Below are 14,701 nucleotides of genomic sequence, written 5' to 3' on the forward strand. Positions count from 1 at the left end.
TTGTATCAGAACGGGTATCCTATTCCGATATTAAATACTTGTTGGCCGCGTTCACCTAGAGGCCGGTTGAATGAAAGCTTGTCGAGTATAAACCGCTCACCCTCCGGTCGGGCGGGGTCAAAGGCCTTGATTCCCATATCCAAGCGCAATACTAGAAAGTCAAAATCCATGCGTAGTCCGACCCCGGTTCCAATGGCGATTTCCTTGTAAAACCGGTCTACCCGAAAATCAGCGCCCTCTCTGGATGGGTCTTCCTGAAAGTTCCATGTATTGCCGGCATCGATAAAAAAGGCCCCATCGAAATAGCCGAACAGCTTTCTCCGAAATTCAAACATGGCTTCAAAAAGAATCTCACCGGGCTGTTCAAACCGGTAGTCGAAGGTTCCGTCCTCTCGGACTTCGGGGGTAAAGGAACCAGGTCCCAATCGTCTGGGCTGCCAGGCCCGAATACTGGTACTACCCCCGGCAAAGAAATACTTCTCGTAGGGCAGTACTCCCTCACTGATTCCGTAGGGTTTGGCAAGGCCTACATTTAGTCGATAGGCCAGGGTGCTTCGGTTGCTAAGCGGCAGGTAGCGCCTAAAGTCCGATTGAAATTTCAGAAACTGGAAATACCTCAGGCTGCGGTCTTGGGTTAGGGATGACCCCAGCAGATTAATGGTGGAGCCCCCACTTTCAAAAAACAGTCTCCAAAGGGATGCTGCCCTGCGTTGGTAAAGCCCATATTGGTTGAAATTGATAATGACCTGTCCGGAAATGCTACTAACGTAGGAGGGAAGGAAGGAATTGATTAGGTTATTTCCCTGATCTTGCAGTTCCTCCAATCGTTCTTGGAAGAAGGGGTTGAGAGAAGATCGGATTAGATTGGCATCCAGTAGATTAATTGAGAACTGTTGGCGAAGATTCCGTGTAGCCCAATTGTAGGCTAAGATGGTGTTGAGTGCCTCCCGAACGTATTCGGGCCGGTTTACATAGGAATATCCCAAAAGGGCCCTGGTCCGAGGATTGTAACGCCCGAATTTCTCCAACGTTCCAAAGTTAAACGGAATCAGAAATTGCGGGAAGATTACGGAACCGGAGGCACTGAGTTCGCGGCTTCGGTATACACCGCCCTCCGTGGTGGCTGAGGCTACCCCTTCCAAGCCTGCCCTGAAGTTGAACTCGAAGATTTCCAGTCCTCTAAATAGGTTACGGTTCCGCAGCGAGTGGCTAAAGAAGGGTCCAGGCAGCTGTTCTGTCACACTAGCTCCCAGTTGGTTGGTTACCTGGTACTTCTGGTTCGGCATGGTGTAAATGTTCGCGGTAAGCGAGTTAGCAAGCGTATCAAAGGAGATGTTGACAAAGCGAAACATATCCAAGTTTGCAAGCTGTCGTTGGGTTTCGATCACATCCGTTCGGTTGTATCGGTCACCGTTGTTTAGAAATATCCGCGACCGGATGATCTTCTCTGCATACCGGTCTTGATACATTTGAAAATATAGTCCGTCGTATTTTGTGGATTGTTTTTCGTCTTGGATTGCATCTGAGGGGCTGGAAATGATAAAGCGTATGGAGTCAATGGTATATACAGGGTGGAACCCACTACTTGAAGGTACCCGAACTACCTGTTCGATAGCCACTGTTTTATCTATCGTGTCTTTGTAGACAATGTACTCCACGTAGGATTTGGAAAACGTATAATACCCATGGTCTTTTAAGACATCCTCTACTCGCTGTCTTTCCCGTGACAGATCGTTTTGATTGTACCGTACGTTTAATTGAAGGTGGGTATTTTGGGTGCTGCTCTTCAGAAGCTGCTCGATGGCCTCGTCAGAAGTAGATGTGAAGAGGCTGTCTATTAGGTAAGGGCGGTTTTCACGAACTTCGTAGTTAACAAATGCCTTTTTCTTTTTCTTCTCGGTCTGGGTTGCTACTTCTGCATCGAAAAACCCGTTATTTATCAAGTAGGCCTTCATCTGTCGCTGCGATTCCAGTGTTTTTAAGCTGTCGTAGACGATGACAGGGTTACCGGTCCGCATGAACCAATTTCCGTATTCCAGTTTCTTGTCCAACGCAGCAATTTGTGAGGTAACTTTAGCATACCGCCTGGAAAATTTACGGTTAGCAGCATCCTTTTCCAACTGGGATTCCAATAGTACGGCTTCTTCCCGCCACGCTATCTTTCGCTTGGCCAGCTGTGCGCTATCATAGGTCAGTTCTCCGATTCGAAATAAAAAAACGCCGGGCGAAAAATTGAAAATCGGAATGCGTGTATTTGGTTTCTGGCTAACCAAGTTTCGGAGAGCGTCAGGATCACTGTTTTCCACCCCTTTAACTTCGGCGTTAAAAACCACGAATTGATTTTCCTTCAGACCTTTCGTCACCGAGCAGCCACCAAGGTAAATGATGAAAAATATAAAATGTATATATTTGGATCTGTTCACTACAACATTCCCGACTAATGCTAAGCAAAAATACGCTTAAGTTTATTAAATCCTTGCACCAAAAGAAATTCCGCAAGCAGGCGGACTCTTTTTTTGTGGAAGGTTCCAAGAATGTAACGGAGCTATTGGTTTCAGATTTTGAAGTCACCCACCTTTTGTTTACCAGTGGTTTTGGAAGGCATAATCAGACGTTGATCTCCACATTTTCGGGCGAGTGCTATGAGGTGGGGGAGAACGTGCTGGAGGGATTGGGTTCGTTTCAGACCAACAATTCCGCGTTAGCTGTTGCCCGGATGAAGAAGCCACACACGATTATTCCGCAAAAGGGGGAGTTTGTGCTGGCCCTCGATGACGTTCGAGACCCCGGAAACCTCGGGACTATCCTGCGAATAGCCGATTGGTATGGGATCAAAAAGGTGCTTTTGTCGGTTCAGAGTGCCGACTTTTACAATCCAAAAGTACTCCACGCCAGTATGGGGTCTTTTACGCGGATTGACTTTGCTTATGTAGATCTGGCTGCGGTCTTGGCACAAACGGATGTACCTACCTATGGGGCTTTTTTGGATGGAGAGAACATCCACTCTCTAAACCTATCCATGGAGGGAATTTTGGTGATGGGCAATGAGTCCCATGGGATTTCTCCAAATGTAGCCCAGTGCATCCATCACCGAATCACCATTCCATCCTTTGGCGCTGCGGAGTCACTCAACGTGGCCATAGCTACTGCGGTCATTTGTGATAATTTCCGTAGGTTTGGCCGCTGATGATGTATTTTGCCCATTTCGAAAGTTCCGTACATGAGATCGATAAAAACCACCTTGGCCAAAGCGGGAATAAACACGTTTTTCTTTTTGTTGGTGTTAAGTATCCTACTTGCCTACCTTTTTCCGGAAATCGGCAGCACAGGGTCTTGGATACCGCTAGACGGAATCACCTATTACGGGGTGGCCATCATCTTTTTCTTCTACGGTGTCAAGATCAGTCCCGGAGCGCTTAAAGCTGGACTGGCCAATTGGAAGTTACACCTCTTGGTGCAAGTCTCCACCTTCCTTTTTTTTCCCGCAGTAATCCTTACGCTGCTGGCTATATGGGGAAATGAGCAGTCTCCACTTTGGATAGGTACCTTTTACCTTGCAGCACTTCCCTCTACGGTTTCCTCTTCCGTGGTAATGGTATCTATTGCCAAGGGAAACCTACCTGCCGCGATTTTCAATGCCAGTGTCTCCAGCATTTTGGGTATTTTCATTACGCCTATTTGGATGAGCCTTTATTTGACGGGTGCAGACGGCGATTATCAGCTGACCGATACCATCTATAAGCTGATTGTTCAAGTGCTTATCCCGGTACTTGTCGGTTTTTCGTTGCATAGGTACCTCGGGGAATGGGTGGCCGCGCAGCAGAAATGGCTAAAAAACTTTGATCAATCCATCATTTTACTGATCGTATTTTCTGCCTTTGCCAATTCTTTTGCCGAGAAGATGTTTGAGGGGCAGTCCCTTCAGGCGTTGGTCGTGTTGAGTGCCCTAATGTTACTTTTCTTCCTGGCAATGATGGGTTTGATGTATGGGCTGTCACGCCTCATGTCATTTTCGTATGCAGATCGAGTTACTGTCCTGTTTTGTGGATCGAAGAAATCGCTTGTACAGGGTGCCGTGATGGGGAAAATTCTATTTCCTGACCCAGTGGTATTTGGTGTGGTGTTATTGCCCCTGATGATATACCATACCCAGCAATTAATTGTGGGCAGTGCGTTGGCCGAACGGCTCGGGGCCAGGCACCAATCACATAAATGACGTATCTTCGGCGGCTTCTTCGGTCATTTTTAATGCCGCCTCTTCGCCGAGGTATCGATCTATCAGCCCGTGTCCCACATAGAGCAAAGGAGTAAGCACGATGGCAACTGTAAATTTATAGATGTAGTTGATAATCCCTACCGCAATGATCTGCGCCAACGACCAGTTTCCGAATATATAGAAGGCGATGCCGAGCACTACAAAGGAGTCGATAAACTGCGATACAAGGGTGGATCCGGTAGCCCGTAGCCAGATCATTTTGGCTCCGGTGATTTTTCGTAGTTTCTGAAAGACGTACACATCCAGTAACTGTCCGATCAGGAACGCTACCAAGGAACCAATGATAATCCCCAAACCCTGACGGAAGATGGTGTTGAAGGCGTAATCGATATTGAATGGATTACCTTCGTTGTCTGTGGCATTTACTTCCAGCCAAAAGGGCGCCGGTGGGAGCTTGGTTACCAACACAATGATCACGAATATATAGAGAATGAACCCGGCGGTGATAAAACTGATTTTACGCACACCTTTTTTTCCAAAATATTCGTTGATGATATCCGTAGTGATAAACACAATCGGCCAAATGACTGCACCGGCAGTAAGGTTGAAGTCCAATACATACTCGTCAAAAAAAGTCCAGCCAACGGGTGTGATGCCAAGCGTCATCTCGCCCGAAAATATCTTTACACCGATGATTTCGGCGAGTATAGCATTTGTCAGGAAAATTCCTGAAAGGATGATGAACAAGTTGGTCTTTTTGGTCTGGAAGACCTTGTTTTGCAGATCGCTCATTTGATCACATACGTTTTGCCCTCTTCACTCAAGTGGGTGGCGTCAAAGATGGCTTTGGCCTCCCAAAGCAACGGGTACAGGTCTACATACCTTATTGAATAATGTCCAAGTAGCAATTCTTTCACCTTCGCGGTTTTGGCGATGGTTGCAGCCTCCTCGGTAGTACTGTGCAAGGTTAGTTTGGCACGCTCTTTATCTGCAGCCATAAACGTAGATTCGTGATAAAGTAGGTCAACCCCTTGTATGTAAGGGATTAGCGTGGGATCAAATACGGTGTCGGAACAGAAGGCATACCTTCTAGGTGGGACAGGCTGGTGGGTGAACTCGCTCGCAACGTATTTCAATTTGCCATCTGCTTCTACCACGTCTTTGCCCTGCAACAGCGATTGGATTTCAGCTACCGACATGCCTGTCCCTACGATTTTTTCCTTAATCAGTTTTTGCTGCCTATAGGTTTCCTCAAAGGAAAAACCGGTACAGGGAATTCGGTGTTTCAACGGAAAGCTGAACACTCGGATATTTCCCTGCTCTAAAAGTAAGTTCTTTCCCTCCGTGGAGGTTTCGGTGAAATGGAGGGGAAATTTTAGCTGGGTATGAGAATACTTCAGGTGTAGTGTGATGATCTCGTCCAGACCTTTGGGTCCGAAAATGTGCAATGGGCTGGTTCGACTGTTGAGGTGAAAAGTGGAAATAAGTCCCATCAACCCGAGGTAGTGGTCTCCATGAAGGTGTGAAATGAAAATATGGTCGATTTTGGAGGATTTCACCCGGTGCAACTTTAATTGGTGCTGGGTGCCTTCTCCGCAATCGACCATAAATTGGCTCCTACCATAGGAAACTACTTGCGACGTTTGGTTGCGACCATGTGCCGGCGCAGCAGAGTTTGATCCTAAAATAGTTACCTGAAATTCCAATTTCGATCAATTAATCTGCTTCTTCGTCCTCCCCATTGTCAATCTCGTGGATAAAGATCGCCTCTGCGGCGGCCTCTGGGCCATCGACTATTTTGAGTACTTTATCCAACATGGATATTTTGATCAATTTCAGTACATGCTCTTGGGGGGCAGCGATTACAAAGATGCCGCCATCTTCACCAAAAGTTCTGTTGCCGACTAGAAGGGCACTGAGTCCGCTGGAGTCGGTGTATTTGACTTGACTCATATCCAACACCAAATTCCGATACCCCTCAGCATTTACAGTGAGTAGTTCAGACTTGAGTTGAGGCGAAATGGAAGTGTCCAACTTCTCCTCGAGTAGGGTGAATATGACGTATTGCTCTTTTTTATCTACCGTGTATTTCATGTGTCTATAATTGTTTTTCAAAGGTCACATGGAATCTCGCATGGTTTGTAGTCATCCCTGTGTGTGACGGGTACGTCATGCTCGATTTCATCTGCTCAATTTTACCGTTAGTTCGTTTTCAAAGGTACAAAAAATTAGATTTGTGAGATAATGGAATTTTTTATCCGATCCTCAACATCTTCTAGGCTTTGTTTAACAAAGGACTTGCCCGTAATGTTTTCAAATAATTCGATATACCGTCCGGAAATATCCGCAATGATTTCAGGTGTCATTTCCGGTATCTGCTGCCCTTCCAAGCCTTGAAACCCATTGGAGATCAACCATTGTCTGACGAATTCCTTGGAGAGTTGCTTTTGCGCCTCCCCCCGCTGCTGCCGCTCTTGATAGCCATCTGCATAGAAATACCGAGAAGAGTCTGGCGTGTGAATCTCATCTATCAAAAGGATTTGATCGCCTCGTTTGCCAAACTCGTATTTGGTGTCTACTAAAATCAAACCTTTCTCTTTTGCCATTTTGCTACCTTCGGCAAACAAGGCGTAAGTATACGCTTCCAGTTTTTCGTAGTCGGAAGGTGAAACGATGCCTTTTCCCAATATGTCTGCTTTGGAAATGTCCTCATCGTGTCCTTCGTCTGCTTTGGTAGTCGGTGTAATGATGGGGAAAGGCAGTGGGTCATTTTCCTTTAAGCCTTCGGGCAGGGTCACTCCGCACAATTCCCTTTTGCCGGAACGGTAAGTTCTCCATGCGTGTCCTGCCAGGTATCCTCGGATCACCATTTCTACTTTAAACGGTTCACAGCGGTGTCCAATTGTGACGTTGGGGTCTGGAGAGCTCAACACCCAATTTGGTACCACCTCTTTGGTGGCCTCCAAAAAGTGAAACGCGATCTGATTGAGGACCTGTCCTTTGTAGGGTATAGGTTCAGGAAGAACTACGTCAAAGGCAGAAATACGATCGGAGGCCACAACGGCCAATTTATCGGCGAAAATGTACACATCCCGAACCTTGCCTCTGTAAAAACCTACCTGACCGGGAAATTGAAAATGGGTTTCTCTGATGCCTTTACTCATGTTTTCTCAAATAAGAATGACAAAAATAGATACTACAATACGTTAAATTGGCAAGGAAAGGGAATTAATTGTAGATTTTTTCCTTGGTCTTTCTGCCTCGGAGGTAGTTTCGCTCTATTCGCAGCTCTCCCTCTGCCGAAAAGCTCACATACTGTCCATGCAGTTCTCCATAGCTGTAGGGTATACGTTCTTTGACCTGTCCGTCGGGGTAGTAATTGACCGTTTCCCCGTGCAGCAATCCATCACTATAAGGAGCTTCCTGGATCTTATTCCCTAACTCGTCAAAGGTCTCAGTAAGCAGGGTGTACCCTTTTGCGCTATGGTGGCGAATTACTGCAACCGCACCATTTTCATGGTAAGAAATAATTTGCCCTCTGGGACGGCCATTTTTGAATTTGGACTGTTCCTCCAAGCTACCATCCTCCCAATACGTCAAGAAGGTCCCATGTGGCAGACCTCTCTTAAATGTTCCCGTTTTTTCTAGGCTTCCATCCGGATAGTAGCTTCTGGATAAACCGTGCTTGACTCCCTTTCGGTAATGAATTTCCGTAGCCAGCTCACCATCCTCGTAGTAAGTATGCTGAGGCCCGGAAAGCAACCCGGCAATAAAGGTATTCTTCTCCGAGAGGTTTCCGTTTTCATCGAATTTTAGTTGTTCCCCATGGAGTTTCCCCATGAGGTATAGGGAGCGTTCTGACGGGTTTCCATTTGGGTGGAAGGCTTCGAAGGTCCCATGAGGAAGGTTTTCGCGGAACTGCGTCCGGTTTTTTATTGCACCGTCTTCAAAATAGCTAGTGCTTGGGCCGGTTAATTGATCTGCGGTAAACGAAGCCCGCTGGGCGATGGCGCCACTCTTGTAGAAAGTGATGGCTTCTCCCACCCGTTGATTGCGCTCATAGTTTAACAACCGGAGGGTGTCGGTTGTTCCGGGGAAAAAGTGTACAAACACACCCTGTTTTTCACCATGTACCAATAAGCCCTTTTGAATCAAGGCACCCTGTTCATCGTAAAATTCATACGGTCCATGGGGAGTGCCATTCTCGATTAAGTAGACCTCTTTTACCAAGGTTTCCTCCTCGTCGTAATAAGTGAATCCTTTGGTTTGAGCGTTTACCGATGCCATTAGTAGGCCGGCTCCGATAAATAGCAAACCAACTGTGCGAAAAGCGGTCTTGCAAAAAAGACAGGCTGAATAGGGTCGGCTATACATCGGCTGCACAGGAATCTATCAAGTTATACATCGCTCGATGACAATGGCCGAGGCCCCTCCGCCGCCATTGCAAATTCCAGCTACTCCAATCGAGGCTTCCTTATGCTTCAATACACTTGTGAGCGTGCATAGGATACGTGCTCCTGAACATCCCAGCGGATGCCCCATGGCTACAGCACCTCCAAAAATGTTAAGCTGGTCTGTGTCGATAGAAAGTATGCGCTGATTAGCAACTGCCACTGCCGCAAAGGCTTCGTTAATTTCGTAGTAATCCACCTCTTCGCTACGGAGACCTGCGTTTTTCAAGGCTTTCGGGATTGCTAGGGCAGGGGCAGTCGTAAACCAAAGCGGATCCTGTGCAGCATCGGCAAATGCCCTAATCCTTGCTATAGGCGATATGCCCCATTCTGCCACCTTCTCCTCACTCATTAAGACCAGTGCTGCAGCGCCATCGTTGAGTGTAGAGGCATTTGCTGCGGTAACCGTTCCATTGTCTGACGTGAATACTGTTCTAAGAGACCGGATTTTATCTAAGTGTACGTTTTTATATTCTTCATCCTCCGATATCACACGGGTTTCTCCTTTTCTGCCGGCAATATCCACGGGTACTACTTCATTGTAAAAATAACCTGCTTTCCAAGCTTCGGCAGCTCGCTGATAGGATAGGATTGCGTAGTCGTCTTGTTCCTCTCTGGAGATGCTCATTTCTTTGGCGGTATTTTCGGCACAGTTGCCCATCGGAAAATGATGATATGCTTCCAATAGTCCATCTTTCACCAAGCCATCGACAAACTCACCGTTTCCAAATTTATAGCCGAATCGGGCTTTTGGAACGTAAAAGGGAACATTGCTCATGCTTTCCATGCCTCCCGCCACGACGACATCCTGCATTCCCGTCATGATAGACTGAGCACCGAGCATCACGGCTTTCATGCCAGATGCACACACTTTGTTGATCGTGGTGCATGGCACCTCGTTCCCCAGTCCGGCGCCCAGCGCTGCTTGCCTAGCTGGTGCCTGACCTAGATTGGCAGAAAGTACATTGCCCATGAACACCTCGTCAACATGATCTGCTGCGAGGTTGATTTTCTCCAAGGCACCTCGGATAGCCACACTGCCCAACTCCACAGCACTGAGCGAAGAAAGCGCTCCACCGAAACTGCCGAGTGGTGTGCGTGCCAACGATACGATATATACGTTTTTAAGGTTCATGGAGTGGTTTTTACCAGTCTGGTAGTCCTCGCTGAGGCCGTTGGGTGGGCTTTCTGCGGTTTTGTTGGATAAATTGGAGTTCGTTGCTGTTCATGGCGTCCAGAATTTGGGCCGCCTGCTCGGGAGAGATGTTCATTTCCTCCAAACGCTGGCGTAAGTCTTCCAGTTGTTGTTCCCTTTCGCTTAGGTCGCTGTCCATGCTGCTGGGATCTTCTGTAGGTTCTTCTCGGCTGGATTTTTCCCCCTGCTGATCTTCCATCTCGTCTGATTCCTCGGCACCATCTTCCGAGGTTTGCTCCTCACCTTCTCCGTCCTTTTTGTCCTGGCTTTCCTGATCTTGGTTCTCCTGGTTTTGTTGGTCCTCCTGATCTTGGTTTTGCTGCTGTTGATCTTTTTTCTGTTGATCTTGCTGGTCCTTCTGAAGCTTTTCCAGCAGCGCGTTCAATTTCCGGTCATTGGGGTATTTTTGTAGCCCCTCCGCCAGAATCTGCCCAGTACCTGGCAGGTCTTCATTCACGTACTGCTTGGCAGCGCGATTGAAATAGTCCGCTTCCGACTGGGAATGCGCTTGGGTGATCGCCATTAAAACAGCCATCACGGCCCCCAATAGTGTCCTAGTTTTCATCGATTTCATTGATGTCGTTTAGGTTGTTGATATACCCTTGATAATACCGCACCGTCTCGTCTATTTCCATGGCTTTTTGCATCGTCTCCAGGGCTTCTTTGAATCGGAATTGGTCCAAAAAGCTATCAGCCTGCGCTTTCATGCGTTTGGCGTAATTGGAAGGTTCCAGTTTTTCTTCGTTTTCCTGGTCCTGCTGTTCTTTTTCCTCTTCCTCATTTTCTTCGAGCCACCTGCTTAGCAGCTCATAGTTGTATCGAGCGACCTCATTATAGGGATTTTTTAGCAATGCTGTCTTAAAGTACGCAAGCGCTTCCTTATAGTTACTTTCCCGACCTTCCAATACACCAGCCTGATTGGCACCGAAGGAAGCGATCACTGACTGCCGAGACAAGGAGATCTCCGAGTAGGTCTTTAGAGCTTCTTCTTCCTGACCATTGTTTTGGTAACTCAGGGCCAAGTTAAATTTCACTTGCGGGTCTGAAAGTTGCTGTTCGCTGATCAACGCCAAATGCCTGCGAACAGATTCCTCAAAGTCTGTGGAGGTATACGCCTGTTCTGCCGCCTCCAGTGCACGGTTGCGTTCACCGATTTTCTTCCAAGACGAAGGAATCAAAAGGAATGTGAAAAGCAGCATCCGTATAGTTAGGGTCATGGTTTAAATGGTTTAATTAGATCGAAATCGTTCGAAGCGGAAGCATCAAGTCAATCAAGGCCAAAACCAGCGCCGCCGCAAGAAAATAGAAATACTTATTAGCGGAGGCCTCTACCATTCGGCTGGCCATTACCGTGCCCTCCAAGCGCTCCACTGCGTTGATCAATTGAGGTATCTCCATGGCGAGATCACTGATTTCGAAATAGGCACCATCTGTGCGTGTAGCAATGGTTTTTAGGTTGGTAGCATCCAATCGGGTAATAGCGGGGCGGTTTACCTGCGGATCCATCACCACACTGTTGCCTCTGGGAATCGTAGACCCCTCTTCCGTTCCTACGCCAAGGGCGAAAACACGGATACCTTGCTCTGCCAGTTTATCCAAAATAGGTGGTAGGTTTTCGCCAAAATCCTCTCCATCACTGATCAGGATAATGGCCTTTGAGGTATTCTCCTGATCATTTTCGTTTTGGAATTTCTGGTAAGCCATATTAAGTGGCGCAGCGATATCTGTGCCATAGTTAGGCACGAGGTTTGTATTCAGTCCGTCCAAATGAAGCTGAATAACATTTTGATCAAAGGTTAGGGGGCACTGTATAAATGCCTCTGACGAAAAAATAATGATTCCGATCCGGTCTGAACTGAAATTTTTTACCAGATTTTTCATCTCAAACTTTACACGCTGTAGACGACTGGGGTTGATGTCTTGGGCATTCATGGATTGGGATAAATCTATTGCCAGAAAGATGTCTTTTCCTTCCTGCTTGATCTCTTTCAGCGCACTTCCTATGGAAGGACCGGCTAACGCTATCAAAAATAAGGCGAAATACAGCGTTCTGAGCACGCATTTCCATACCAAGCTGCGTTTTTTCACCTGCAAGCGTTGGTTGATGCGCCAAAAACGGTAAAGGTAAATACCGTACAAAAACGTGAATAAACCGATCAATAATATAGAAAGTTCACTACTAGGATATGCCCAAATCATGCCCTGAAATTACGTAATTATATGTAAAACGAAAGTTGCCCGCGTTAATTATTCCAAATTCAAATTTACCTCAGGCGAATTGGTGGCGCAACCGTTTCCGGGGTCTGCCACAAAAAAACCAGTGAGGGTGAACTTCCTGCAAATTCTATCGTTTACAATTCAGTCAATAAAAATTAAACCAACACCGGTGCCTTTACAATGGATGTTTGATCTGCTCGTTTCAGGCCAAAATTTAGCTGCTTATACATGAAGGTTATTCACGTACTCTTTTTGGGTGTTCTTTTTCAACTTGCGTTTACCGGTGCGATCTACGCACAAAACCCGGGGGTCTTAAGAGGGGTGGTAATGGATAAGTCCGCTAACGAAGTATTGCCCGGAGCGAATGTGTATTGGACGCAGGCAGTAAGCAGGGGGGTGGTCAGTGAGCTTGACGGCACCTTCGTTTTACCCTCAGTATCCCTTCCCGCAGAGCTTGTTGTATCCTTTATAGGCTACGAGCCGGTCAGGCGAACTATCACAGATAAAGACTTCGACAGGGAATTAAAGATTTTCCTGAGTGCGGAGGAAATGTCCCTTGCGGAGGTGGTGGTGAGTGAAATACGGGAGAACAACAACGTAATCGGGGTGGAAATGGGTAAAACGAGCCTTCCAGCCTCGGTCATAAAAAGTATTCCAGCGCTATTTGGAGAGGTAGATCTACTTCGTAGTTTGCAGTTTTTACCTGGTGTAAATACCGCAGGTGAAGGGACCACTGGGCTATTTGTGCGCGGGGGTTCGGCAGACCAAAACCTGGTCCAATTGGATGGTGCACCTATATACAATCCATCCCATTTCTTCGGGTTTTTCTCAGTTTTTAATCCCGACGCGTTGGACGATGTGTCTCTTAGCAAAGGACATATTCCCGCGCGCTTTGGGGGTAGGTTATCATCCCTTATCGATATTTCCTTAAAGGAAGGCAATACACAGCGCGTTCGGGGAGAGGGGGGTGTTGGTAGCATCAGTTCCCGGCTTACCGTAGACGGACCGCTTTTTTCAAACAACTCTTCGTTTATTGTTTCTGGCCGAAGGACGTATGCGGATCTTTTTCTGAAGCTTTCTCCCAATGAGAACGTGAGAAATAACCAATTGTATTTTTACGACACCAGCGGAAAGTTCATGTGGCGAATAAAGGACCGGGATAAGATAACTTTAGCCACCTATTACGGAGCAGATTTCTTAGGGGCTGGAGGGCAGTTTGGGTTGGGCTGGACCAATTGGGTTTCTTCAGTTAATTGGACGCGTACCATTCAGGAAAACCTATTTCTCGATGTCAAGGCCTATCACAGTTTTTATAACTACCAGATTGCTTTTACCGATCCGGATATTGGGTTTGACTGGACGAACAGCCTTTCGGAATCGGGCTTGAGGGGGGAGCTTCATTATATACCGGGAGAGGGAAAGGATCTTTACGTGGGATTGCACAGTCAAGTATACAATTTCTCTCCAGTTAGACTAGAACCTCGACCGGAAAGCGTAATAGACGCGCTTAGAACCAATCCCAAGAACGGTTTTCAGAGTAATCTCTTCATTAACTGGACCCAAGAAGTGTCTGAGCTTTTTTCAGTGGAAGGGGGGCTACGCTGGAGCCACTATCAGCAGATCGGACCGGGTACAGACTACCTCTATGAGGACGAAGATCCTGTTAATGGGGCTGTGATCGATACCGTCGCCTTTCGATTCGGACAGCACATGAAGACCTATCAGGGGTGGGAACCTCGATTGGCGCTGCGCTATCTATTGGGAGAAAGCACGTCATTAAAGGCGGCCTACAACCGTAACTTCCAGTACGTGCAGATTGCCACCAATAATTCAGCAGGCCTACCCATAGACCGATGGACGCCGGCCGGGACATACATCAGACCGGTAAGGAGCGATCAAGTCTCCCTAGGAGTCTTTAAAAACTTGGATAATAACCGATTTGAGCTTTCCGTTGAGGGCTATTACAAGGATTTCGACCAGGTGATCGACTTGAAGCAGGGGGCGAATATTTTATTTAGCGATAATTTGGAAACAGAGATCCTTTCAGGAAGAGGTTGGGCCTACGGCGTGGAGTTTTTGCTGCGTAAAAACATGGGGAATACCACCGGATGGCTAGGATATACGTGGTCCCGCGTCTTTCGTCAGATCGACGGAATCAACGAAAATCGCCCCTTCAATCCCAGATTTGATCGCCCCCATGATGTAAGCCTCGTCATGAACCACCGGCTCAACAAACGCATGGAGCTGTCCGGGACCTTTGTATACAGCAGTGGGGTTGCAGTTACCTTCCCAGTAGGTTCTTATATGGTGGACAACCAACGTGTACCTCTTTACAGCCCACGCAGGAATGAGGATCGATTTCCAGACTACCACCGTATGGATATCTCCTTGAACCTTAAGAACAAGGATAAAGGGAGATGGTGGAAAGGAAGCTGGAACTTTAGTGTGTACAATGTGTATAATCGCAAGAACCCGTTTTCTTATCAGTTTACGGATATTTACAACGATGATTTCAGAGTCAGCCCTTCTTCTGGAGAGGAAATCTCCTCTGTTAGACCTGGAGTGGTCATGACTTACCTGTTCGGAATTCTCCCGTCAATAACCTATAATTTTGAGTTTTAA

At 47.1% G+C, this 14,701-nt stretch carries 13 protein-coding genes; 3 read left to right on the forward strand and 10 right to left on the reverse strand.

The annotated features are described in order from the left end of the window. Nucleotides 1-5 precede the first annotated feature (5 nt). Nucleotides 6-2,363 (reverse strand): BamA/TamA family outer membrane protein, encoded by a 2,358-nt coding sequence (locus tag JJU34_RS11775; protein WP_228692570.1) that lies wholly within the window; start codon nucleotides 2,361-2,363, stop codon nucleotides 6-8. Between the two features lie 77 nt (nucleotides 2,364-2,440). On the opposite strand from JJU34_RS11775, the gene JJU34_RS11780 reads away from it, so the two are divergent. Both JJU34_RS11780 and JJU34_RS11785 read left to right on the forward strand, forming a co-directional pair. Then, entirely contained in the window at nucleotides 2,441-3,187 is a 747-nt protein-coding gene (locus JJU34_RS11780) for an RNA methyltransferase (RefSeq protein WP_228692571.1), read from the forward strand. A 33-nt stretch (nucleotides 3,188-3,220) separates the two neighbouring features. After that, nucleotides 3,221-4,216 carry a bile acid:sodium symporter family protein gene (locus JJU34_RS11785; protein WP_228692572.1) on the forward strand — a complete coding sequence of 332 codons (996 nt, stop codon included), beginning with the start codon at nucleotides 3,221-3,223 and terminating at the stop codon, nucleotides 4,214-4,216. Here JJU34_RS11785 and JJU34_RS11790 read toward each other — a convergent pair. The 9 genes from JJU34_RS11790 to JJU34_RS11830 all read right to left on the reverse strand — a co-directional run bounded on the left by JJU34_RS11790 (nucleotide 4,205) and on the right by JJU34_RS11830 (nucleotide 12,061). Beyond that, the gene (locus tag JJU34_RS11790) at nucleotides 4,205-5,008 is read right to left on the reverse strand and encodes a queuosine precursor transporter (RefSeq protein ID WP_228692573.1); all 804 of its coding nucleotides are present in this window, start codon (nucleotides 5,006-5,008) and stop codon (nucleotides 4,205-4,207) included. The two genes, JJU34_RS11785 and JJU34_RS11790, sit on opposite strands and share 12 nt — an antisense overlap. Beyond that, nucleotides 5,005-5,922, reverse strand: coding sequence for a ribonuclease Z (locus tag JJU34_RS11795; protein ID WP_228692574.1), 918 nt, complete (start codon nucleotides 5,920-5,922; stop codon nucleotides 5,005-5,007). The genes JJU34_RS11790 and JJU34_RS11795 overlap by 4 nt, the downstream gene beginning before the upstream one ends. A 10-nt stretch (nucleotides 5,923-5,932) precedes the next feature. Continuing rightward, on the reverse strand, nucleotides 5,933-6,310 hold the full coding sequence (locus JJU34_RS11800; RefSeq protein ID WP_228692575.1) for an STAS domain-containing protein: 378 nt from the start codon (nucleotides 6,308-6,310) through the stop codon (nucleotides 5,933-5,935). Between the two features lie 134 nt (nucleotides 6,311-6,444). Beyond that, nucleotides 6,445-7,380 (reverse strand): phosphoribosylaminoimidazolesuccinocarboxamide synthase, encoded by a 936-nt coding sequence (locus tag JJU34_RS11805; RefSeq protein WP_228692576.1) that lies wholly within the window; start codon nucleotides 7,378-7,380, stop codon nucleotides 6,445-6,447. A 64-nt stretch (nucleotides 7,381-7,444) separates the two neighbouring features. After that, nucleotides 7,445-8,503: a toxin-antitoxin system YwqK family antitoxin gene (locus tag JJU34_RS11810; RefSeq protein WP_228692577.1), complete on the reverse strand. Its 1,059-nt coding sequence runs from the start codon at nucleotides 8,501-8,503 to the stop codon at nucleotides 7,445-7,447. Between the two features lie 105 nt (nucleotides 8,504-8,608). Then, nucleotides 8,609-9,802 carry an acetyl-CoA C-acyltransferase gene (locus JJU34_RS11815; protein ID WP_228692578.1) on the reverse strand — a complete coding sequence of 398 codons (1,194 nt, stop codon included), beginning with the start codon at nucleotides 9,800-9,802 and terminating at the stop codon, nucleotides 8,609-8,611. 10 nt (nucleotides 9,803-9,812) lie between these two features. After that, nucleotides 9,813-10,427 carry a hypothetical protein gene (locus JJU34_RS11820; protein ID WP_228692579.1) on the reverse strand — a complete coding sequence of 205 codons (615 nt, stop codon included), beginning with the start codon at nucleotides 10,425-10,427 and terminating at the stop codon, nucleotides 9,813-9,815. Then, nucleotides 10,417-11,079: a hypothetical protein gene (locus JJU34_RS11825; RefSeq protein ID WP_228692580.1), complete on the reverse strand. Its 663-nt coding sequence runs from the start codon at nucleotides 11,077-11,079 to the stop codon at nucleotides 10,417-10,419. Before JJU34_RS11825 ends, JJU34_RS11820 begins: the two co-directional genes overlap by 11 nt. A gap of 16 nt (nucleotides 11,080-11,095) precedes the next feature. Beyond that, complete coding sequence (locus JJU34_RS11830) at nucleotides 11,096-12,061, reverse strand: VWA domain-containing protein (protein WP_228692581.1); 966 nt, start codon at nucleotides 12,059-12,061, stop codon at nucleotides 11,096-11,098. Nucleotides 12,062-12,307: 246 nt separating this feature from the next. Between JJU34_RS11830 and JJU34_RS11835 the strand changes: the two genes are divergently transcribed. Further along, nucleotides 12,308-14,701 (forward strand): TonB-dependent receptor, encoded by a 2,394-nt coding sequence (locus tag JJU34_RS11835; RefSeq protein WP_228692582.1) that lies wholly within the window; start codon nucleotides 12,308-12,310, stop codon nucleotides 14,699-14,701.

The organism is Lunatimonas sp. (assembly GCF_020832325.1).
In the GTDB taxonomy this organism is placed as follows: Bacteria; Bacteroidota; Bacteroidia; order Cytophagales; family Cyclobacteriaceae; genus Lunatimonas.